General features: G+C 69.0%; 24 protein-coding genes. 19 read left to right on the forward strand and 5 right to left on the reverse strand.

Translation table 11 applies throughout. From position 1 onward, the window contains the following. Positions 1-8 precede the first annotated feature (8 nt). Positions 9-1,148 carry a polysaccharide biosynthesis/export family protein gene (locus tag A7B20_RS18205; RefSeq protein ID WP_172961057.1) on the reverse strand — a complete coding sequence of 380 codons (1,140 nt, stop codon included), beginning with the start codon at positions 1,146-1,148 and terminating at the stop codon, positions 9-11. Positions 1,149-1,244: 96 nt separating this feature from the next. Continuing rightward, positions 1,245-2,561, reverse strand: a complete 1,317-nt coding sequence (locus A7B20_RS18210) for a capsule biosynthesis protein (protein ID WP_102110014.1) — start codon at positions 2,559-2,561, stop codon at positions 1,245-1,247. A gap of 160 nt (positions 2,562-2,721) precedes the next feature. Here A7B20_RS18210 and A7B20_RS18215 point away from each other — a divergent pair, with 160 nt between their 5' ends. The 6 genes from A7B20_RS18215 (at position 2,722) to nusB (ending at position 6,308) form a co-directional block, all read left to right on the forward strand. Beyond that, positions 2,722-3,324: a riboflavin synthase gene (locus tag A7B20_RS18215; RefSeq protein ID WP_102110015.1), complete on the forward strand. Its 603-nt coding sequence runs from the start codon at positions 2,722-2,724 to the stop codon at positions 3,322-3,324. Continuing rightward, on the forward strand, positions 3,321-3,536 hold the full coding sequence (locus A7B20_RS18220; RefSeq protein WP_102110016.1) for a hypothetical protein: 216 nt from the start codon (positions 3,321-3,323) through the stop codon (positions 3,534-3,536). The genes A7B20_RS18215 and A7B20_RS18220 overlap by 4 nt, the downstream gene beginning before the upstream one ends. Next, positions 3,533-4,114 carry a hypothetical protein gene (locus A7B20_RS18225; protein ID WP_102110017.1) on the forward strand — a complete coding sequence of 194 codons (582 nt, stop codon included), beginning with the start codon at positions 3,533-3,535 and terminating at the stop codon, positions 4,112-4,114. The genes A7B20_RS18220 and A7B20_RS18225 overlap by 4 nt, the downstream gene beginning before the upstream one ends. A 75-nt stretch (positions 4,115-4,189) precedes the next feature. Continuing rightward, on the forward strand, positions 4,190-5,302 hold the full coding sequence (ribB, locus tag A7B20_RS18230) for a 3,4-dihydroxy-2-butanone-4-phosphate synthase (RefSeq protein ID WP_102110018.1): 1,113 nt from the start codon (positions 4,190-4,192) through the stop codon (positions 5,300-5,302). Further along, on the forward strand, positions 5,299-5,847 hold the full coding sequence (locus A7B20_RS18235) for a 6,7-dimethyl-8-ribityllumazine synthase (RefSeq protein WP_172961059.1): 549 nt from the start codon (positions 5,299-5,301) through the stop codon (positions 5,845-5,847). Before ribB ends, A7B20_RS18235 begins: the two co-directional genes overlap by 4 nt. Beyond that, positions 5,844-6,308 carry a transcription antitermination factor NusB gene (nusB, locus tag A7B20_RS18240; protein ID WP_102110020.1) on the forward strand — a complete coding sequence of 155 codons (465 nt, stop codon included), beginning with the start codon at positions 5,844-5,846 and terminating at the stop codon, positions 6,306-6,308. Before A7B20_RS18235 ends, nusB begins: the two co-directional genes overlap by 4 nt. A gap of 168 nt (positions 6,309-6,476) precedes the next feature. Here the strand turns inward: nusB and A7B20_RS18245 are convergent, their stop codons facing one another. Further along, positions 6,477-7,259, reverse strand: a complete 783-nt coding sequence (locus A7B20_RS18245; RefSeq protein ID WP_102110021.1) for a COG3904 family protein — start codon at positions 7,257-7,259, stop codon at positions 6,477-6,479. An 88-nt stretch (positions 7,260-7,347) separates the two neighbouring features. Continuing rightward, on the reverse strand, positions 7,348-8,688 hold the full coding sequence (locus tag A7B20_RS18250; RefSeq protein WP_102110022.1) for a hypothetical protein: 1,341 nt from the start codon (positions 8,686-8,688) through the stop codon (positions 7,348-7,350). Between the two features lie 176 nt (positions 8,689-8,864). On the opposite strand from A7B20_RS18250, the gene A7B20_RS18255 reads away from it, so the two are divergent. From A7B20_RS18255 to A7B20_RS18310, 12 genes are all read left to right on the forward strand, one after another. After that, positions 8,865-9,098 (forward strand): hypothetical protein, encoded by a 234-nt coding sequence (locus A7B20_RS18255; protein WP_102110023.1) that lies wholly within the window; start codon positions 8,865-8,867, stop codon positions 9,096-9,098. Positions 9,099-9,465: 367 nt separating this feature from the next. Continuing rightward, positions 9,466-9,933: an MmcB family DNA repair protein gene (locus A7B20_RS18260; protein ID WP_102110024.1), complete on the forward strand. Its 468-nt coding sequence runs from the start codon at positions 9,466-9,468 to the stop codon at positions 9,931-9,933. Positions 9,934-10,076: 143 nt separating this feature from the next. Beyond that, entirely contained in the window at positions 10,077-10,403 is a 327-nt protein-coding gene (yajC, locus tag A7B20_RS18265) for a preprotein translocase subunit YajC (protein WP_102110025.1), read from the forward strand. Positions 10,404-10,440: 37 nt separating this feature from the next. Continuing rightward, positions 10,441-12,102, forward strand: coding sequence for a protein translocase subunit SecD (secD, locus tag A7B20_RS18270; RefSeq protein ID WP_102110026.1), 1,662 nt, complete (start codon positions 10,441-10,443; stop codon positions 12,100-12,102). A 1-nt stretch (position 12,103) separates the two neighbouring features. Then, complete coding sequence (gene secF / locus A7B20_RS18275) at positions 12,104-13,066, forward strand: protein translocase subunit SecF (RefSeq protein ID WP_102110027.1); 963 nt, start codon at positions 12,104-12,106, stop codon at positions 13,064-13,066. A gap of 36 nt (positions 13,067-13,102) precedes the next feature. Further along, positions 13,103-13,843, forward strand: a complete 741-nt coding sequence (locus tag A7B20_RS18280) for a TSUP family transporter (RefSeq protein WP_245867095.1) — start codon at positions 13,103-13,105, stop codon at positions 13,841-13,843. A gap of 64 nt (positions 13,844-13,907) precedes the next feature. Then, positions 13,908-14,261 carry an Mth938-like domain-containing protein gene (locus A7B20_RS18285; RefSeq protein WP_102110029.1) on the forward strand — a complete coding sequence of 118 codons (354 nt, stop codon included), beginning with the start codon at positions 13,908-13,910 and terminating at the stop codon, positions 14,259-14,261. Positions 14,262-14,273: 12 nt separating this feature from the next. Beyond that, positions 14,274-14,891 carry a heme ABC exporter ATP-binding protein CcmA gene (ccmA, locus tag A7B20_RS18290; RefSeq protein WP_102110030.1) on the forward strand — a complete coding sequence of 206 codons (618 nt, stop codon included), beginning with the start codon at positions 14,274-14,276 and terminating at the stop codon, positions 14,889-14,891. Beyond that, the gene (gene ccmB, locus A7B20_RS18295; protein ID WP_102110031.1) at positions 14,888-15,544 is read left to right on the forward strand and encodes a heme exporter protein CcmB; all 657 of its coding nucleotides are present in this window, start codon (positions 14,888-14,890) and stop codon (positions 15,542-15,544) included. Before ccmA ends, ccmB begins: the two co-directional genes overlap by 4 nt. Positions 15,545-15,720: 176 nt before the next feature. Beyond that, positions 15,721-16,449 carry a heme ABC transporter permease gene (locus A7B20_RS18300; protein WP_102110032.1) on the forward strand — a complete coding sequence of 243 codons (729 nt, stop codon included), beginning with the start codon at positions 15,721-15,723 and terminating at the stop codon, positions 16,447-16,449. Further along, positions 16,449-16,610, forward strand: a complete 162-nt coding sequence (ccmD, locus tag A7B20_RS18305; protein WP_102110033.1) for a heme exporter protein CcmD — start codon at positions 16,449-16,451, stop codon at positions 16,608-16,610. Before A7B20_RS18300 ends, ccmD begins: the two co-directional genes overlap by 1 nt. 13 nt (positions 16,611-16,623) lie before the next feature. Beyond that, complete coding sequence (locus tag A7B20_RS18310) at positions 16,624-17,151, forward strand: DsbE family thiol:disulfide interchange protein (RefSeq protein ID WP_102110034.1); 528 nt, start codon at positions 16,624-16,626, stop codon at positions 17,149-17,151. Positions 17,152-17,531: 380 nt separating this feature from the next. On the opposite strand, the gene acnA is transcribed toward A7B20_RS18310, so the two are convergent. Then, a complete protein-coding gene (gene acnA, locus A7B20_RS18315; protein WP_102110035.1) occupies positions 17,532-20,309 on the reverse strand; it encodes an aconitate hydratase AcnA in 2,778 nt (925 codons plus the stop codon). A 234-nt stretch (positions 20,310-20,543) separates the two neighbouring features. On the opposite strand from acnA, the gene A7B20_RS18320 reads away from it, so the two are divergent. After that, positions 20,544-21,242 carry a DUF1223 domain-containing protein gene (locus A7B20_RS18320; protein ID WP_102110036.1) on the forward strand — a complete coding sequence of 233 codons (699 nt, stop codon included), beginning with the start codon at positions 20,544-20,546 and terminating at the stop codon, positions 21,240-21,242. Positions 21,243-21,374 lie beyond the last annotated feature (132 nt).

A 21,374-nucleotide genomic window follows, 5' to 3' on the forward strand; every position in this document is an offset into this window, starting at 1 on the left:
CCCGCTCCTCAGTTGTTGTTGTTCGCGATGTTGTTCAGCGAGTCGACGGTGCTGACCGCGCCGGTCAGCGCGGCGAGCGTCTTGGTCCACTGCACATAGGGCGCCTCGGTGACATAGACCGTGTCCTGGTCGCGGATCACGAAGTCCCGCGCCTCGAACATGCCGGTCGGCGCGGTCAGGTCCAGCACGTAGACCATGCGCTGCGTCCCCACGAGGTCGTTGCGGCCCAGCACCTGGTTGGCGATCTCGGCCGGCTCGTTGCGGAACACGAAGACGCCGGTGGGATCGGCCAGCGAGGTCGAGAGGCCGCCGACCTGTGCGATGGCCTCGATCGCCGAGATGCTGCGCGTCTCGAAAGGCACACGGCTTTGCGTGCCGGTGGCACCGAGGGCGGTGAAGGCGCGGGTGTCCTGCTCGACCAGCACCCGGTCGCCGCCCCGCAGCGCGATGTCGAGGCTCGGATCCTTGTAGAGATCCTCGAACCAGATCGAGCCGGACTGGCCGCCGCGGATCAGCTTGACCTGGGCGACCTCGGTCGGGATCGCGATGCCGCCCGCGCGCGCCAGCATGGCCGCGAGCGTCCGCGTCGGCCGCTCGATCGGATAGACGCCCTGGGCGCCGACACCGCCGACGACCGACACCGTCGCGCCATCGCCCGCGAGGCGGCGCACCTGCACCTGCGGATCGGGGGTCTGGCTGGCCAGCTTGTCGGTGATCAGCCGCCGGATCGCCTCGGGCGAGTTGCCGGCCGCCCGGATCCGCCCGGCGTAGGGAACGAAGATGAAGCCCGCGCCGTCCACCTGCACCTCGTCGAGGACTGTGGAGTTCAGGCCCTGGTTGGCGAGCAGCCCGTCGTCGACGTTCTCGTAGATCGTGAGTCCCAGGGTGTCGCCCGGGCTGATCGTGTCGGAGCCGACGACGCCCGCGTTCAGCAGGGTGCTGGAAAACCCGAGCGCCGGGATGACCGAGGTGGCGCGCGTCACGCGGCTGTTGACGGAAACGACGAAGGCGTCGCCCGATCTCTGGACCGAACCCTCGAAGATTTCCCGCTTGTTGGGCCCGGACCGGGGCAAGGCGCAGCCTGCGACGATCGCCACAAGTGCGACAAGGGCGACGGACTTCGCCCAGCGCGATCTCTGGTGTTTCACTGCTCGGTCTCCTCGACCTTTTTGTTTCTGCCTCGGACTTTTTCGATCAAGCTACGGGCAGGACGCGGAAAAAGCCATTCCCGTGTCGTCGCTGCATCATTTTACGACGCGCAACTGTTGCCTTGGTGCCGCTGTGCCGCGCATCAGCGCCTCGTAGGGATCGTCCTCGGCCAGCATCATGTCGACCACCTGGCGCAGCAGCTGCCTCCGCCCGGTGGACGAGTAGAAGCCCCCGGCAACCTGGCTCGTCTCCAGCAGGAAATGGCGATAGTCGCGATAGGCGCGGCTGTCGGGGCGGCTCGCCCGGGTGAAGAAGTCCTCGATGCTCTGGGTGCTGACGAACTCGGGCTTGGCATAGACCGCGTTGCCGAAGACCTTCAGCGGCAGGCCACGCCACAGGACCTGCTGGGCGGCGGTGGAATTGACCGTCACCGCGCTGCGGGCATGGTCGAGCAGATGCGCAAGCTTGCCGCCGCGCACGTAGTGCACCCGGTCCGCCACCCCGAACTTGCGCGCGAGGCGGCGCACCTCGCGCCGCTGGGGGGTGCGCCCGTCCTCCAGCGGATGGGCCTTCAGCACCAGGTGGTGATGGCCCGGCGCGCCGGTGGCGAAGCCCCCGATCACCAGGGCCAGGAAGTCGGCGGTGGCCGAGAAGGGCGAGTGCATCTGGAAGTTCGAGTCGTGCTCGAGTTGCAGCAGCACCAGGTGATAGGGAAAGCCGCCGTGGGTGATCCGCCAGGTCGACTGCACCCGGTCGGCCCAGTGCCAGGGCATCAGCATCAGCCGCTTGAGATAGAGGCGGAACTCCTGCGCCACGGTCAGGCTGCGGTGCGGCCGGAAACGGCTGTAGGCGCGGTTCGCCAGCAGCACGAAGGCGTGGTAGAGCGCGCCGTAGAAGATGTGCTGGCGCATGTCGCCCCACCGCGCCGGTGCCTCGGGCATCTCCAGCTCGGCCTTGGCGAGGGCCCGCTGCATGTCGGCGATGCTGGTCTGCATCAGCCGCGAGTTGCCGTTCGACCCGCCGCGTTCGTAGGTCACCCAGTAGGGACGCAGGTAGCCCTCCTCGAACACGTGGATGCCAAGGCCGCGGGCCCGCGCCTGTTCCACGGCGGCGGCGTGGATGGGCCGGGTGTCGCCGTAAAGCACGATGTCGGTGATGCCCTTGTCGGACAGGATCGCGGCCAGCCGGTCCGGCCAGGCCTCGGGCGCGTCGTCGAAGGCGATGTAGCGGGCGTGGGCGTTCCAGAAGAAGGCGTCGCCGCGGTTGAAGCCCACGCGCCAGGTCTCGGCCCCCGCGGCGCGCAGCATCGCGGCAAGGCGGCTGAAGAACGGCCCGTGGGGGCCCTGGAGGAACAGGAAGCGCCGGGGCGCGACGGCGTCGCGCCGGTCGTCCTGGCGTATGGCGTCCTTCATTCCTGCTCCGAAGCCTTCGGTTGCCTGCATCTATCAGGTTTGGTTGAAAATCTGGCAACCGAATGTCGGCACCGCGGCAGGCGCGGGGTTTTCGCCGCGACCCTTGCCAGAGCGGGCCGGGCGGCGTACCTCCGGAGCGAAGGCGTGCAGGGAGCGGTCAATGTTCACCGGAATCATCACCGATATCGGCGAGGTGCTGGAGGTCGAGCAGCGCGGCGACCTGCGCGCGCGCATCGCCACCGCCTACGACATCGACGGCATCGACATCGGCGCCTCGATCGCCTGCGACGGCGTGTGCCTGACCGTGATCGCCACCGGCACCGCGCCGCGCGGCTGGTTCGACGTCGAGATCTCGGCCGAAACCGTCTCGGCCACGAACATCGGGCGGAACGGCTGGCATCCGGGGCGGCGGCTGAACCTCGAACGGGCGCTGAAGGTCGGGGACGAGCTGGGCGGGCACATCGTCTCGGGCCATGTCGACGGCGTGGCCGAGATCACGGCGATGCGCGACGAGGGCGACAGCACCCGCGTGACCCTCAAGGCCCCCGAGGCGCTGGCGAAGTTCATCGCGCCCAAGGGGTCGGTCGCGCTGAACGGCACCTCGCTGACGGTGAACGAGGTCGAGGGCGCGAGCTTCGGCATCAACTTCATCCCCCACACCAAGGCGGCGACGACCTGGGGCGCGGCGCAGGTGGGCGATCCCGTGAACATCGAGATCGACACCATGGCCCGCTATGTCGCCCGGCTGAGGGAATGGGAATGAAGCCCCGCGTCGTCGCCTCGCTGAACGACGACACCGGCATGCGCTGCGTCGACATCCTGGAGTTCGGGGGCGGCTTCGGCTTCGTCGAATGCCGCCGCGACCCCGAGGACGGCCACGGCTGGCGCAGGCTGTCCGAGCCCCTGGGCGGCTTCGCCTCGCCCGAGGCCGCCCGCATCGCCGCCGCAGATCACACCGGATGGAGCACGCCATGACCCCGCCCCCCATCGGCCACAACAACGGCCCCACGCTGGAACCCGGCGCCCGCTGGCGCAAGCACTGCTGGGCCGAGGCGCGCAGCGCGCTGCTGCCGCAGCTGCCGCTGAACGTCATCAGGCGGCGGGTGGCGCGGGCCAGGGCGCTTGGCCTCGACTACCGCACCTACGCCACGGTGCGCGCCAGCACGGGGCAGGACATCATCGGCTTCCTCTTCTCGTCGAACGCCCTCCGCCTCGCCCGCGCCGGACACCGGCTGCCGCGGGACCGCGCCGGGCACCTCGCGGCGCTGGAACGCTGCAGCCGCATCGCGCTGATGCTGCCGCCCCACGCCTGCGCCGTGCTGGAGGGCGAGCCGCTGGACGACGCCCACGCCGCCCCCGCACCGATGGCCCTGTTCCGCGACCAGCGCGCGGCGGTGCTGGCGGCGCTGGCGCCCGGCAAGATCCCCTCGGACCGCATGGTGCTGGTCGGCGACGCCCCGTTCGAGAAGGAATGGGTCGCCGCGGGCCGCCTGGCCGCCTACCTGCCCGCCGACCGGGTTTTCAGCCCTGCAGGGGGCGCACAGCCGCTCTGACGTGACGCGCCGTCCGGGCCTCTGGCCATTCTTCGGCGGCTGCGCTATCTGCTGCCTGCCGAAAGGGGAGCCTCCATGACCGACGCGCCGCACGACCACTATTCCGACGCCGTGTCGTCGATCGAGGAGATCATCGAGGACGCCCGCCAGGGCCGCATGTTCATCCTCGTCGACCACGAGGACCGCGAGAACGAGGGCGACCTCGTGATCCCGGCCGAGATGGCAAACGCCGAGGCGATCAACTTCATGGCCACCCACGGCCGCGGGCTGATCTGCCTGACCCTGCCGGGCGAACGGATCGACGCCCTCGGCCTGCCGCTCATGGCCTCGCAGAACTCCTCGCGCCACGAGACGGCGTTCACCATTTCCATCGAGGCGCGCGAGGGCGTGACCACCGGCATCTCGGCCCACGACCGGGCGCTGACGGTGAAGGTCGCCATCGACGACGCCACCACCGCCGCCGACATCGCCACGCCGGGCCACGTCTTCCCGCTGCGCGCCCGCGACGGCGGCGTGCTGGTGCGGGCGGGCCATACCGAGGCCGCGACAGACATCGCGCGGCTCGCCGGGCTGAAGCCCGCGGGCGTCATCTGCGAGATCATGAACGACGATGGCCACATGGCCCGGCTGCCCGATCTCGTCAGCTTCGCCCAGAAGCACAACCTGAAGATCGGCACCATCTCGGACCTGATCGCCTACCGCCGCCGCAACGACAACCTGGTGCGCCAGCGGACCGAGCAGGTCATCACCTCCGAGTTCGGAGGCGAGTGGACGATGCGGATCTTCGCCGACGAGACGCAGGGCTCCGAACACATCGCGCTGATCAAGGGCGACATCTCGGGCGACGAGCCGGTGCTGGTCCGGATGCACGCCCTCGACCCGCTGCTCGACATCGTCGGCACCGGCGGCCGCGGCCGCGCGGCCGAGTTCGGCGACGCGATGAAGCTGATCGCCGAGGAGGGGCGCGGCGCGCTGGTGCTGCTCCGTGACCTCCACATGAAGATCAGCGCCGAGAACGAGGCATCGCCCCAGACGCTCAGGAACTACGGACTCGGCGCGCAGATCCTCAGCACCCTCGGGATCTCGAAGCTGGTGCTGCTCACCAATTCGCCCCGGCCCAAGGTCGTCGGGCTCGAAGCCTACGGCCTCGAGATCATGGGCACCCGCAAGATATCGGAGATCGGCTGATGGCCAGCGTTTCCCACTACACCCCGCCGATGCCGCAGTTCACGGATCCGGTGAAGATCCTGATCGTCGTCGCGCCCTATTACAGGGACATCGCCGACCACCTCGTCACGGGCGCCCGCGCCACGCTCGACAGCGTCGGCGCCACGGTCGAGATCGTCGAGGTGCCCGGCGCGCTCGAGATCCCGACGGCCATCCGCATCGCCCACCGGCAGAGCAACTTCGACGGCTACGTCGCGCTCGGCTGCGTGATCCGGGGCGAGACGACGCATTACGACACCGTCTGCAACGACAGCTCCCACGCGCTGACCCTGCTGGGGCTCGACGGCTGCTGCATCGGCAACGGCATCCTGACCGTCGAGAACCACGACCAGGCCGCGGTTCGGGCCGACCCCGACCGGCAGGACAAGGGCGGCGGCGCGGCGGCGGCGGCGCTGCACCTCGTCGCGCTGACGCGGAAATGGCGGAAGGAAACCGGGGGGTTCGGCTTCCGGCCCGGCGGCAGCTACCGCGTGGCCGAGGACGGCGAGGGGCCCGCAAGCGCATGAAATCCCCCACGAAACGCCAGATGAAATCGGCCTCGCGGCTCTACGCGGTGCAGGCCCTGTTCCAGATGGAGCATTCCTCGCTCTCCATCGACAAGGTACGCGCGGAGTTCGAGGATCACCGCTTCGGCGCCGTCTACGACGGCGAAGAGATGATCGAAGGCGACGTCGACCACTTCCGCCGCCTGCTCGACGACGCGGTAAACAACCAGGCGCGGATCGACCAGATGACCGACCGCGCGCTGGTGGCGAAATGGCCGATCGCCCGCATCGATCCGACCCTCAGGGCGCTGTTCCGCGCGGCGGGGGCCGAGCTGATCGGCAAGGACGCGCCGCCGAAGGTGGTCATCACCGAATACGTCGATGTCGCCAAGGCCTTCTTCCCGGACGGCAAGGAGCCGCGCTTCGTCAACGGCGTCCTCGACCACATGGCGCGCGAGGCGAGACCCGACGCCTTCGCCTGAAACAGGTGAGGACCGTCCCGCAAGTCATTGTCTCGACGGCCAGGTTCCTCGTTATTCATCTCGCTGTCCGCGCCTTCGGGCCCGGGCGGCAAGACTCACGCGCGGCTGCCGCATCTGCTTCATGCGCTGCATGAGGACTGGCGCGCAACCTCCTGTCATCTTTGCTTTCTAAATATCCCCGCCGGAGGCTCCCTCACCCTCCACCCGGACCAGGCGGTATGTGCGAAGCTCCTCCTCCGTCAGGATGTAGATCCGGTCGGGGGGCGTGACGAGGGCATGCCGCATCACCATCGGGTCGATGCCCATCTCGTCGAGATAGGCCATGACCTCCCCTTGTCCGGCCTGGATGTCGGCGACGGCGAGGAAGGCGGGCAGGGCCGTGTTCTCGCCGAAATAGTGCTGGTGGACGCCGACATAGGCTTCCTTATCCACCCGCCGTTCCACGCCGGAGGCCAGGATGTAGGGGCAGGCCGAGAGGCAGACGTCGCCGGCGGTCATCTCGGTGGACAGCCCCGCTTCGCGCAGCGTCCGCCCGATGGCGAGCGCGTCGGAGACCGAGCCGCCGGAGCTGTTCAGGATCACCGTCGCGGGCGTGTCGGTGGACGCTTCGAGGTGCGCCGCGAAGCGCTCGGCGTCGCCCTCGGCGATCTCGCCGGTCAGGCGGAGGACGCGCGTGCCCTCCCGCTCGACGTCTTGGAACATGAGCCTTTCGGGCATCTCCGTGGGCGCCGGGAAGGGGCGGTTCGGCGGGCCCTGCGGCACGTCGCCCGGGCGATAGCGGCGGGTCTGGTCGCCGGGCTTCGTCGGGGTGTCGAGGCCGGGGGCGGCGGGGGCGAAGGTGAGGGTCGAGAGGCCGCGCGAGATGTCGCCGCCGAACATCAGCGCGGCAAGGCCAAGCTGCAGGCCGAGGATGCCCTTGATCATCGGGCCGGGGGTCGGGGCGAGCCTCATGGGCGCTTCACCCGCGCCAGTCGAGGGCACGCGGCACTGCCGGAGCGCGCGCCGAGCGGTGTGTGCTTGACGGGGACCGTGCCCCGGCTCATTCGGCGGGTCCGCGCAGCGGCGTCGGGGCCGGGGCGGCCCGGTGGACGGAACGCTCGGACCCCTGATCGGCCCCGCGATAGTCCCCCTGATAGTCCCCGCGATCGGCCCCGTGGTCGAGGGCGCCCTCCATGTCCCGCAGCGCGGCGACGGCGGCGCGCAGTTCGGCCAGCGTCAGGGTGTCCTCCATGCCGACGCCGTCGCGCCCGGCGCGGATCGCGCCCTGGGTGATCATGAGGATCAGCACCAGCACGGCCGGCAGCAGGTCGATGGCGATGGCGCCGGCCCAGGAGGGGATGAAGTTGCCGGCATAGCGGATCACGGCATCGGCGCTCGAGATCGGGGTGTAGGTCGTGTCGGGCGGCGGGTCCATCGCCGCCACCGCCTCGGCCGCCGCGCGCAGGGTGTCGGCGCGCTGGCCGAGAACGGTCAGAACCGAATCGATGGTGGCCTGCTGCCCGGCCTGGATGTCCGGGGTCGAGCCGTCGAGCCGGGGCAGCACGACCGAGGCCGAGAGATCCTGGGCGGCGCGCGCCACCAGCGGCGCGACGGAAAGCTGGCGCAGGCGGGTGATGATCCCGGCGAGGTTCACCGCCTCTTCGGAGAACTCGACGGACCGCGCCTCGACCGGCCCCGGCTCTACCGTGAGGGCGCGCATCCGGCTCAGGATCTCGTTGCCGGTGGTGAAGGCCTGGGCGACCTGCGCCTCCTGCGCGGCGATCTGGGTCTCGAGGGCGGCAAGCTCTTCCGCCTTCTGGCGCAGCACGCGGAAGACGGCGCCGCGCCCCGCGGTGCCCGAGAGATCGCCGGTGGCCTCCTGCTGCGACAGGTCCTCGAAGCTCTGGCGCACGCGGGCGACGTCGCGCTCCAGCCCCTGGGCGGAGACGGCGATGGTGTTCGCCCGCTCCAGCGCCGCCTGATAGTCCTGCACGGTGCGCGCGAGGTGCTGTTCCACCGCGGCGGCCCCGGCCAGTGCTGCGGCGTTCAGCCAGGACGACATGGCGATGATCGCGCAGGAGCCGAGCGCCATGGCCCCGAACAGCCCGAACCGGGCGCGGGCGCTGCGCATGGCGGGCAGGAGGCGCATCAGGTAGGACCAGAAGACGAAGATCCCGACCGAGACGGCGATGGAGTAGGCGAGCGCGGCGAAGACCGACAGCGCCCCCTCGTCGTCGAGCAGCGTCGAGACGCCGAGATAGGTGTAGATGCCGGAGGCGACGGCCAGGACGCCGAGCGCGCTGCCCGAGAAGGTGTCGAGCCAGCCGAGATGGTTTTCCAGCTCCTGTGCGTGGCGCACGCCCTGCGCCTCGCTGCGGCTGAGATGTCGTCGCTCGGTCATCGGCGCCCCCCTGCGTTCGCCGGACTATGACGCGGCGCGGGGCGGGCGGGAAGGTGCCTGATGCAATCGTGACGACGGCGGAGCGGACCCATCAATTTCCGTGATGGAGGCGCGCGCAAACATTCGTTTCATTGTTGTGCGGCGCTTCCCTATGTGAGGCGCAGACAGACTTTCCCATGGAGACGACGATGCACACCGCGACTGCAACCCCCGCCTTTTCCCCGATCCCGCGCGCCCGGTCCGGTGCCCGCGGCGATCTGACGCGACTGGCGCTGCTGCTGATGATCTTCCTGAACGCGACCCTCGGGCTGGCGCTGCTGGCCCGCGAACCGGGGTCCGACTGGGCGGCGACCGGCGCGGCCGATGTCGCCTGGCACGGCAATTCCGGGCCGGTGACGTCGATCAGGTGAGGAAGGTGCGGCGGGACCGCTGGTCAACCGTCAGGGTTTTCATTCCCGAGAGCCTGTATACACAGGTGGGCGCCAGGTAACCGGACCAGGATCCGGACAGAGCCAGCCCCCTCGGAATTGATTAAGGCCACTGGAATAGTACCCCGGCACGAGAAGCGCAGAACCCGCCGCACGCCGAGAGATAGGCGCGCGGCGGGTCCACGGCAAGGGGGCTTCGCGCCGCGCCGCGACGCCATGTCGGGCATTGGCCGCGCAGGAGCATTTCCGGCAGGAAAGAGAGGGGGGTGCGGGGCGAAATTCCCGGCGGCGGATCGTCGATCCGGCCACGGGGCTTGATTTTCGTTTACGGTTTGTTCACACTTCCCCCATGCCCGACGATCTTCAGCCTTCCCTGACGCCCCGGCCCGGCCAGCTTCTGGCGCGGGGGGTCTGTCGGCATCTGCTCTCGCACGATTTCGTCACCGTTGAGGAGCTGACGCCGGTCGCGGGGCTGAGGGTCGACGTCATGGCGCTCGGGCCGAAGGGCGAGGTCTGGATCGTCGAGTGCAAGTCGAGCCGGGTGGATTTCACCTCGGACCGGAAGTGGCAGGGCTATCTCGAATGGTGCGACCGCTATTTCTGGGCGGTGGACGAGGCCTTCCCGACCGAGCTTCTGCCCGACGATACCGGACTGATGATCGCCGACGCCTACGACGCCGAGATCCTGAGGATGGGGCCCGAGACCAGGCTTGCCGGGGCGCGGCGCAAGGCGATGGTGCAGAAGTTCGCGCGCCACGCGGCGCTGCGCTGGCAGATGGCGCGCGATCCCGGGCTTGCCGCGGCGGGGCCGCTCTGACGCCAGATCGGGGTTGCAGCGGCGGCGATTTCGCCCCATTGCCCTTGCTTGTAAAACGACCGACCCACAGATAGGGTGCGCGCCGAACCGGGCCGAGGCCCGTCTTGGCGCGTCGTGCGACCCAGAACCGAAGGACCACATCCATGTTTGTCACGCCTGCCTATGCGCAAGCGGCTGGAGGCGCCGCGGGGGCGTTCACCAGCTTTGTCCCGCTGATCCTGATCTTCGCCATCATGTACTTCCTGCTGATCCGGCCCCAGCAGAAGAAGGTGAAGGAGCATCAGAAGATGGTGGCGGCGCTGCGGCGGGGCGACCAGGTGGTGACGGCGGGCGGCCTGATCGGCAAGGTCTCCAAAGTCAAGGACGACGGCGAGGTCGAGGTCGAGCTGGCCGAGGGCGTGAAGGTGCGCGTCGTGCGCTCGACCATCGCGCAGGTGCTGAACAAGACCGAGCCGGCTGCGGCCTCCTGACCCCCGTCGCGGGGTTTTCTAGTAATCGGGCAGGCTGATGCTGCACATTGCACTCTGGAAGCGGATCCTGATCTGGGGGCTCGTCGCGTGCGGGCTTCTGTTCGCGATGCCGAACGCCTTCTATTCGCGGGTCGAGACCCACAACGACGCGGTCGCGCAGATCGCGAAGAGCGGGGCCACGCCCGAGCTGATCGCCGCGGAAGGCGCTTGGCCGGACTGGGCGCCGAACACGCTGGTGAACCTCGGGCTGGACCTGCGCGGCGGCGCGCACCTCCTGGCCGAGGTGCAGGTCGCCGACGTGTACCAGAGCCGGATGGACGCGCTCTGGCCCGAGGTGCGCGACGCCCTTCGGGACGTGCGCGACCAGGTGGGCACCGTCCGGCGTACCGAGTCGGCGCCCGGCACGCTTGCCGTGCGGATCTCGAAGCCCGAGGGGATGCAGCGGGCGCTGGAACTGGTGCGCGGCCTGGCCTCGCCCGTCGTCAGCCTCACCGGGGCGGGGTCGGAGGACCTGGTCGTCTCGGGCAACGGCGACACGATCACCGTCGGCCTGTCCGAGGCCGAGCGGACCGCGACGGACAGCCGCACCATGCAGCAGTCGGTCGAGATCATCCGCCGCCGGGTCGACGAGGTGGGCACGCGCGAGCCGACGATCCAGCGCCAGGGCGAGGACCGGATCCTGATCGAGGTGCCCGGCCTCGGCTCGGCCGCCGAGCTGAAGGCGCTGATCGGCACCACGGCGCAGCTGACCTTCAACACGGTCGAGGGGCGCACCACGGATGCGAACACCCGGCCCGGTCCCGGCGAGGCGCTGCTGCCCGCGGCGGACGAGCCCGGCACCTTCTACCTGATCGACACCACGCCCGTCGTCAGCGGCGAGGAGCTGACCGACGCGCAGCCCTCCTTCGACCAGAACGGGCGGCCCGCGGTCAACTTCCGCTTCAATCCCTCGGGCGCGCGGAAGTTCGGCGACTATACCGCCGCGCATATCGGCAGCCCCTTCGCCATCGTGCTCGACAACGAGGTGATCTCGGCCCCGGTGATCCAGAGCCACATTCCCGGCGGCTCGGGCATCATCACCGGCCGCTTCACGGTGGAGGAATCGACGAACCTCGCCGTGCTGCTGCGCGCGGGGGCCCTGCCGGCGAAGATGACCTTCCTGGAAGAGCGGACCATCGGCCCGCAGCTCGGGCAGGACAGCATCGACGCCGGGCGGATCGCCTGCATCGTCGCCTTCGTCGCGGTGCTGGCCTTCATGCAGCTGGCCTATGGCCTGTTCGGCTTCTTCGCCAACCTCGCCCTGCTGATCAACGTGGGGCTGATGTTCGGGCTGCTCTCGATCATCGGCGGCACGCTGACGCTGCCGGGGATCGCCGGGATCGTGCTGACCATCGGCATGGCCGTGGACGCCAACGTGCTGATCTTCGAGCGCATCCGCGAGGAGCTGAAGACGGCGAAGGGTCCGGCGCGGGCGATCGAGCTGGGCTACGAGCGCGCCCTGTCGGCCATCGTCGATGCCAACATCACCACCTTCATCATCGCCGTGATCCTGTTCGTGCTCGGCTCGGGGCCCGTCCGGGGCTTCTCGATCACCCTCGGGCTCGGGATCATCACCTCGGTCTTCACCGCGATCTACGTCACGCGGGTGATGATCGTGACCTGGTTCGAGCGCCGCCGCCCCAAGACAATCGAGGTCTGACATGCGTCTGAGACTGGTTCCCGAGGTCACCAACATCGACTTCTTCAAGTTCGCGCCCGTCACCTTCGGCGCGTCCTGCGTGGCGATGGTGCTGTCGCTGGTGGCCTGGGCCTTCTTCGGCCTGAACTTCGGGATCGACTTCCAAGGCGGCACCACGATCCGCTCAGAATCGACGCAGGCCGTCGACGTGGGGGCCTATCGAGCGGCGATCCAGCCGCTGAACCTCGGCGACGTAAACATCACCCAGATCTTCGATCCGACCTTCGGGCCGGACCGCAACGTGGCCAGCATCCGCATCCAGGCGCAGGACGGAGAACAGTCGGTGACGCCCGAGACCATCGGCGCGGTCGAGGAGGCGCTGAAGGCGGTCGACCCGTCGATCACCTTTCCGTCCGTCGAATCCGTGGGGCCGAAGGTGTCGGGCGAGCTGATCCAGACCGCCTTCATCGCCGTCGGCGCGTCGCTGCTGGCGATCCTGTTCTACATCTGGCTCAGGTTCGAATGGCAGTTCTCGGTCGGCGCCGTGGCGGCGCTGTTCCACGACGTGATCCTGACCATCGGCATCTTCTCGGTGCTCCAGATCCGCTTCGACCTGGCGACCATCGCGGCGATCCTGACGATCATCGGCTATTCGATCAACGACACGGTGGTGATCTTCGACCGCCTGCGCGAGAACCTGATCAAGTACCGCAAGCGCGACCTCAGGGAGGTGATGAACCTCTCGGTGAACGAGACGCTGAGCCGGACCCTGATGACCTCCGGCACCACGCTGATCGCGCTGATCGCGCTGCTGATCCTCGGCGGCGACGTGATCCGCGGCTTCGTCTTCGCGATCACCTGGGGCATCATCGTCGGCACCTACTCCTCGGTCTACGTCGCCAAGAACATCGTGCTGTTCATCGGCCTCGACCGCGAGGAGAAGCCGACGGACAAGGGCAACCAGTTCGCCAACATCGACGCCTGATCCGTGACCGGGCTTCCGGCCCTTCCGGCGACGGGCATGGAATCTTTGATGATGACGGAGGGGCTGGCCTGGCTGCTCCTCGCCGCCGTCCTGGCGGGGATCGTGCGCGGCTTCTCGGGCTTCGGCACGGCGCTGGTCTTCCTTCCGGTGGCGGCGCGCTTCCTCGACCCGTTCTCGGCCATCACCGTCCTGATCTTGATGGACCTGATCGGCCCGCTGCCGAACCTGCCCGCCGCCTGGCGGCAGGCGACGCGGGCGGATCTTCTGTGGCTGGGGCTGGGTCTGCTGGTGGGGCTGCCCGCGGGGATCGCCGTGCTTGCGGCGGGCGCCCCCGAGTTGTTCCGCTGGGCGGTCTCGGGCGTTTCCCTCCTGATGCTGGTGCTGCTGGGCTTCGGCTGGCGCTATCGCGGGGCGATGGGACGGGGCATGACCTTCGGCACCGGCTTCGCGAGCGGGCTTCTGGGCGGCGCGGCCGGGGTGCCGGGGCCGCCGGTGATCCTGGTCTACATGGCCTCGGCGCGGCCCGTGGCGGCGATCCGGGCGACGATCCTCGTCTTCCTCGTGCTGGTCGATGTCACGATGCTTGGCATGTTCGCCGGGGCCGGGCGGCTGGTCTTCGGCGCGCTCGGGCTCGGGGCGCTGCTGGCGGCGCCCTATCTGCTGGCGAACGTGGCGGGGGCGCGGGCGTTCCGGCCCGAGCGGGCGGGCCTCTACCGCGGCGCGGCCTATACCATCATCGCGGGGTCTGCCCTCTCCGGCCTGCCGCTCTGGGGATGAGGGGGTCTTGGACCTTGCCGCCCCGGGCACTATGGTCGGGGCAACCCAGAGACGGAGGGACGCCATGCGTCTGAACGAGATTGCCTTCACCGATGCGCGGCCGATCGACGGCTATGGTCCCGGCTTCTTCCGGGTCGGCGGAGAGGTGGTGCAGGGCGCGGTGCTGGTGCTGCCCGACGGCGTGAAGTCCTGGGGCGGCTACGACGACCTGGCGACACTGCTGGCGGCCAAGGAGTCGCTGGACGTGCTGTTCGTGGGCACCGGCGCGGAGATCGCCCATGTGCCCGCCGCCTTCCGCCGCGCGCTGGAGGAAGCGGGGTTCGGGGTCGAGAGCATGGCCTCGCCCGCCGCCTGCCGCACCTTCAACGTGCTCCTGAGCGAGGGGCGGCGCGTGGGCGTGGCCCTGCTGCCGGTTTGACGGGTTCCTGACATGGCGCTGTTCGAGGTCGAGGACCTGTCCTGCGCGCGGGGCGGGGTGCCGGTGCTGGAAGGGGTGGGCTTCGCGCTTGCGCCGGGGCAGGTGCTGGTGCTGCGGGGGCCGAACGGGGCAGGCAAGACGACGCTGCTGAGGACGCTTGCCGGGTTGCAGCCTCCGTTGACCGGGCGGATCCTGCCTGGGCCGGAGGTTCTGGCCTATGGCGGCCACGCCGACGGCGTGAAGGGGGCGCTGTCGGTCGAGGAGAACCTGACCTTCTGGGCGGGCGTGTTCGGCACCGGCTCCATTGCGGGGGCGCTGGAGGCCTTCGACCTGAAACGCCTGCGCGGCCGCGCGGCGCAGAACTTGTCGGCCGGCCAGAAGCGGCGGCTGGGGCTGGCGCGGATGCTGCTGACGGGACGCCCCGTCTGGGCGCTGGACGAACCCACGGTGTCCCTCGATGCGGCGAGCGTCGCGCTGTTCGCAAGCGCGCTCGGCCGCCACCTGGAGGGCGGCGGCGCGGCGCTGATCGCCACGCACATCGACCTCGGCTTCCCGGCGGAGGTGCTGGACGTGTCGCGCTTCCGCGCCGTGGCCGCGCCGGTGGACGGCCTCGACGGGGCCTTCGCGTGAGGCGGCTGATCCTGCGCGACCTCGCGCTGGCGGTCCGGGCCGGGGGCGGTTTCGGGCTGGGCCTGTCGTTCTTCCTGATCGTCGTCGTGCTGGTGCCCTTCGCCCTTGGCCCCGACACCTCGGTGCTGTCGGGGATCGCGCCGGGGGTGCTGTGGCTGGGGGCGCTGCTGTCCTGCCTGCTGTCGCTCGACCGGATCTTCGCGCTGGACTACGAGGACGGCACGCTGGACCTACTGGCCTGCGCGCCGATCCCGCTGGAGGGCGTGGTGATCGCCAAGGCCTGCGCGCACTGGCTGACCACCGGGTTGCCGCTGACGCTGGCCGCGCCGGTGCTGGGGGTGCTCCTGAACCTGCCGGTGCCGGGGTTCTGGTGGCTTGTCGTGTCGCTCGCGCTCGGCACGCCCGCGCTCAGCATGATCGGGGCCTTCGGTGCGGCGCTGACGGTGGGGATCCGGCGTGGCGGGCTGCTCCTGTCGCTGCTGGTGCTGCCGCTCTATGTCCCGACGCTGATCTTCGGCGCCGAGGTGGCGCGGCGCGGGGCCGAGCGCCTGGACCTGGGCGTGCCGCTGGCCCTGCTGGCCGGAGTGACGGGGGCGGTGGTGGCGCTCCTGCCCTTCGCCAGTGCCGGGGCGCTGCGCATCAACCTGCGGTGAGGCGCAGGCAGAGGCGGGCGTCGCCCCGGGGATCACTTCGTGGTGACGGGCGGGTGAGCGGAGCGGAACGGGGCGGTCAAGTGGTTGTCGGGGCTTGCGAAGGCGGCGGCGGGTGCGGCCGGGGCGCGCCCAAAAGCCGCCTTGAGTCGGCGGGGCGGGCAGAGTAGAGGACGGCCATGTCACTGTGGGAATACGCAAATCCGACCCGCTTCATGGCGACGACCCGGCGCATCGTGCCGGTCGTGGCGGTGCTCTCGGCCCTGTGCCTTGCGGTCGGGCTGGTCTGGGGGTTCTTCTTCACGCCCGACGACTATCGCCAGGGCTCCACGGTCAAGATCATCTACATCCACGTCCCCTCGGCCATGATGGCGATCAACGCCTGGGCGATGATGCTGGTGGCCTCGCTGATCTGGCTCGTCCGCCGTCACCACGTCAGCGCGCTGGCCGCGCGGGCGGCCGCGCCCGTGGGCGCGGTGATGACGCTGATCGCGCTGATCACCGGGGCGATCTGGGGGCAGCCAATGTGGGGCACCTGGTGGGCCTGGGATCCGCGGCTGACCTCGTTCCTGATCCTGTTCCTGTTCTACCTCGGCTACGTCGCCCTCTGGTCCGCGATCGAGGATCCCGATATCGCCGCCGACCTGACCTCGGTGCTCTGCATCGTCGGCTCGGTCTTCGCCATGCTCTCGCGCTATGCGGTGAACTTCTGGAACCAGGGGCTGCACCAAGGCGCCTCGCTGTCGATGGACCGGGAGGAGCATGTGGCCGACGTGTTCTACTATCCGCTGCTCCTGGCCATCGCCGGCTTCGTGCTGCTGTTCGTGACGCTGGTGCTTGTGCGGACCCGGACCGAGATCCGGGCGCGGCGGCTCCATGCGCTCCAGATGCGGGCGCGGATGGCATGATGCCGGACCTCGGGAAGTACGCGGGCACCGTGCTGGGGGCCTACGCCGCGACGCTGCTGCTGCTGGCCGTGCTGGTCCTGCTGACCTGGGCCCGGGGCCGGGCGGTGCGCCGCAGGCTGGAAGAGGCCGAAGCCGAAGCGAAGGAGATGCGCCGTGGCTAGGATTTCACCGTTGATGGTCGCGCCGCCGCTGATCTTCGCCGGGCTTGCGGCGATGTTCCTCGTCGGCATGATGCGCGAGGATCCCGATGCGCTGCCCTCGTCCCGCGTCGGGCAGCTGACGCCCGCGCTGACGGTGGAACCGCTGGGCGACCTGCCGCCCCTCGACGAGGCGGCGCTGCGGGCGCCGGGGGTGAAGCTGGTGAACTTCTTCGCCAGCTGGTGCGCGCCCTGCCGGGTGGAGCATCCGAACCTCGAGGCGCTGGCCGACGAGGGGATCACGATCTACGGCGTGAACTACAAGGACGCGCCGGAGAAGGCGCTCGGCTTTCTCGAGGAGCTCGGCAATCCCTACGCGGCCATCGGCGCGGACGCCAAGGGGCGGACGGGGATCGACTGGGGGCTTTACGGCGTGCCCGAGACCTTCGTGATCGACGGCGAGGGCAGGGTGGTGCTGCGCTTTCCTGGCCCGATCACCCAGCGGGTGATCCGCGAGACCCTGCGCCCGGCCATCGAGGAAGCGTCGGCGGATCAGCCCGGATAGGCCGCCAGCAGCAGGATCGCGATGAACAGTCCCGTTTCCATGAGCGGTAACGGGTAGCGAAGTCGGCGTGCCGCCGCACGGATCCGGTGTGCCATTTTCATCGCCCCCAAGCGTATGCAGGACACCTTAACCCCGCCTGAAAGAAAGGCGAGCGAACAGATTGTTTCCCGGCACATCAGCGCCGCATTTTATCTGAATCTTAACACAATTTGCTGCATGGCGATGGATCGTCCGTGCAGGGCGGACTGTCGCGCCGTGCTTCGCGCGGCCATTGTTCACGTAACGTGCCGCGCATTTCACACCTACGCCAGGTCCCGTGCCCCCATGCGAAAAGAGCCACCCCGCGGGGTGGCTCTTCGTCGTGATGCGGGTCGGAGGGCTCAGGCGGCCTTGGCGAGGCTCCTGAGGACGTAGTGCAGGACGCCGCCGTTCTCGATGTACTCGATCTCGATCCCGGTATCGATCCGGCTCTTAAGCTCGATCTTCTTCTCGGTGCCGTCGGCATAGGTGATGGTGCAGGGGACGATGGCCGAGGGCTTGATGTCGCCTTCCAGCCCCTCGATGCTTACCGTCTCGTCGCCCTTCAGGTTCAGCGACTTGCGGGTGTCTCCGTTCGTGAACTCGAACGGGATGACGCCCATGCCGACGAGGTTCGAGCGGTGGATGCGCTCGAAGCTTTCGGCGATCACCGCCTTGACGCCGAGCAGCGCCGTGCCCTTGGCCGCCCAGTCGCGCGACGAGCCCGCGCCGTACTGTTCGCCCGCAAAGATCACCAGCGGCGTGCCCTGCTCCTGGTAAGCCATGGCGGCGTCGTAGATCGACGCCTGCTTGCCGTCGGGGCCCTTGGTATAGCCGCCCTCGACCCCGTCCAGCATCTCGTTGCGGATGCGGATGTTGGCGAAGGTGCCGCGCATCATCACCTCGTGGTTCCCGCGGCGCGAGCCGTAGGAGTTGAACTCGCGCGAGGGCACCTGCCGCTCGGTCAGGTACTGCCCGGCCGGAGTGGTGTCCTTGAACGAGCCCGCGGGCGAGATGTGGTCGGTGGTGATCATGTCGCCGAGGATGGCGAGGACGCGGGCGTCCTTCACGTTGCTGATCTTGCCCGGCTCCTTCGCCATGTCCTTGAAGTAGGGCGGATTCTGCACGTAGGTCGAGGAGGTCGGCCAGTCGTAGGTCTGGCTGTCGGTGGTTTCCACCCCGCGCCACTTCTCGTCACCCTTGAACACGTCGGCGTATTTCTGCTGGAACGCCTCGCGCGTCACCGTGGCCTCGACCAGCTCGGCGATCTCCTTCTGCGAGGGCCAAAGGTCCTTCAGGTAGACCTCGTTGCCGTCCTTGTCCGTGCCGAAGGACGCGGTGGTGATGTCGACGTTCATGTCGCCGACCAGCGCATAGGCCACCACGAGGGGCGGGGAGGCCAGGTAGTTGGCGCGCACGTCGGGCGAGATCCGGCCCTCGAAGTTGCGGTTGCCCGAGAGCACCGAGACGCCGATCAGGTCGTAGTCGTTGATCGCCTTGCTGATCTTCGGGTCGAGCGGCCCGGAGTTGCCGATGCAGGTGGTGCAGCCGTAGCCGACGAGGTTGAAGCCGATGGCGTCGAGATCCTCCTGGAGCCCCGCCGCCTCGAGATAGGCCGAGACGACCTGCGATCCGGGCGCGAGCGAGGTCTTGACCCAGGGCTTGCGGTTCAGCCCCAGTTCGCGGGCCTTCCGCGCCACCAGCCCCGCGCCGATCATCACGTAGGGGTTCGAGGTGTTGGTGCAGGAGGTGATCGAGGCGATCACGATCGAGCCGTCGTGCAGCTGGTAGGGGCCCGCGTCGGCGTTGACGAAGCCGCGCTTGTGGTGCCCCTCGTCGCCGGGGATCTTCCGCGGCTCGGGCTGGCCGCCTTCGCCTTCCCAGCGGACCTCGGCGTTCTCGCTGGGCTGCTTGCCGTCGCGGATGCCCTTGACGTACTTGCCGAACTCGCTTGCCGCGCTGTCGAGCGCGATGAAGTCCTGCGGCCGCTTCGGCCCCGAGATGGCCGGAACGATGGTGGTCATGTCCAGCTCGAGCGTCGAGGTGTAGACCGGCTCGTACCCCGGTTCGCGCCACATGCCGTTGGCCTTGGCATAGGCTTCGACCAGCGCGATGGTCTCTTCGCTGCGGCCCGTCTGGGTGAGGTAGCGCACGGTTTCGGCGTCGATCGGGAAGAAGCCGCAGGTGGCGCCGTATTCAGGTGCCATGTTGCCGATGGTGGCACGATCGGCCAGCGGCACGTTATCCAGCCCGTCGCCGTAGAACTCGACGAACTTGTTCACCACGCCGTGCTGGCGCAGCATCTCGACCACCTTCAGCACGAGATCGGTCGCCGTGGTGCCCTCGGGCATGGCGCCGGTCAGCTTGAAGCCGACGCATTCGGGGATCAGCATGGAAATCGGCTGGCCCAGCATCGCCGCCTCGGCCTCGATCCCGCCGACGCCCCAGCCGAGCACCGCGGCGCCGTTCACCATGGTGGTGTGGCTGTCGGTGCCGACCAGGGTGTCGGGATAGGCGACCTCGGTGCCGTTCTGGTCCTTGTCGCTCCAGACGGTGCGGGCGAGGTATTCGAGGTTCACCTGGTGGCAGATGCCGGTGCCCGGCGGGACCACCCGGAAGTTGTTGAACGCCTTCTGGCCCCACTTGAGGAAGACGTAGCGCTCCATGTTGCGCTCGTATTCGCGGTCGACGTTCATCTGGAAGGCGCGGGGGTTGCCGAACTCGTCGATCATCACCGAGTGGTCGATGACGAGGTCCACGGGGTTCAGCGGGTTGATCTTCTGCGCGTCGCCGCCCAGCGCCACGATCCCGTCGCGCATCGCGGCCAGGTCGACCACGGCCGGAACGCCGGTGAAGTCCTGCATCAGGACGCGGGCCGGGCGATAGGCGATTTCGCGCGTGGACTTGCCGCCGTCCCTCGCCCAGTCCGAGAAGGCCTTGATGTCGTCGGTGGTGACGGTGTTGCCGTCCTCGAACCGCAGCATGTTCTCGAGCACGACCTTGAGCGCGATCGGCAGCTTCGAGAAGTCGCCGAGCCCGGCCTCCTCGGCAGCAGGGATCGAGTAGTAGGCGAAGGTCTTGCCGGCGGCGGAGAGCTCCTTGCGGGTCTTCGAGGTGTCGTTGCCAACCTGGATGGTCATGGGGTCTCCCTTCGGAAATGGGGTGCGGCCTTTCCCTTGGTGTCGCCCATTGCAGCGCAGCATTCAAGGGAGTCGCCGGTTGCATACATCGGTACACAATCCGGCGCCAGTGTCGAATATGCATCTTTCGCGCCGGGAGTGGACGTTTGTCCCGTCACGCGCTCTCGCAAAACCTTGATTGGTCATTACAGGGTCGCTTGGGTACGCCGGAGAGCGCAACAAGGGGGATGGTGGATGCTGAAATGGATGGCGGCGGCCCTGGTGGCCCTGGCGGGGACCCAGGCGATGGCCCAGGCCGAGGATCAGCCGGTGGTGATCGAGCTCTTCACCTCGCAGGGCTGTTCCTCCTGTCCGCCCGCCGACGACCTGCTGACCAAGCTGGCCGGGCGCGACGACGTGATCGCGCTGGCGCTGCATGTCGATTACTGGGACTACATCGGCTGGAAGGACGTGTTCGGCGATCCGGTCCACACCAAGCGGCAGCGCGGCTACGCGCGGGCGGCCCATTCGAACACGGTCTACACGCCGCAGCTGATCGTCGAGGGCAAGGACCACGTCGTCGGCTACCGCCCGATGGAGGTCATGGACCTGATCCAGAAGCACCGCGACAACCCGGACGCGGTACAGCTGATCGCCACCCGCGACGGTGGCGTGATCCTGATCAAGGCGAAGGTGGTGGGGCAGGTCGGCAACCGGATGCGGGTGCAGCTGGCCGAGTTCACGCCGCAGGAGACGGTCGAGATCAAGCGGGGCGAGAATGCCGGGAAGACCATCGCCTATTCCAACATCGTGCGCTCCTGGCGGACGGTGGGCGAGTGGGACGGCGCGGCGCCGCTGTCGATGGCGGTGAAGCCGGTGACGGACAACCCCGCGGCGGTGATCATCCAGGAGGCCGATTACGGCCCCGTGGTGGCGGCGGCGCGGATCGAGTAGAGGCGGTTTTCCGCCGCGCGTGCCATGGCCCGGCGGAAGCGTCGGGCCTTTTGCTGTGCAGCGGGCGGCAGGGCGCGGGCGAATTGCCGAGCGTCGGTCGGCCGGATGGGCTGACGGGAGAGGGGTGCGGGG

The organism is Oceaniglobus roseus (assembly GCF_002869745.1).
Classification (GTDB): domain Bacteria; phylum Pseudomonadota; class Alphaproteobacteria; order Rhodobacterales; family Rhodobacteraceae; genus Oceaniglobus; species Oceaniglobus roseus.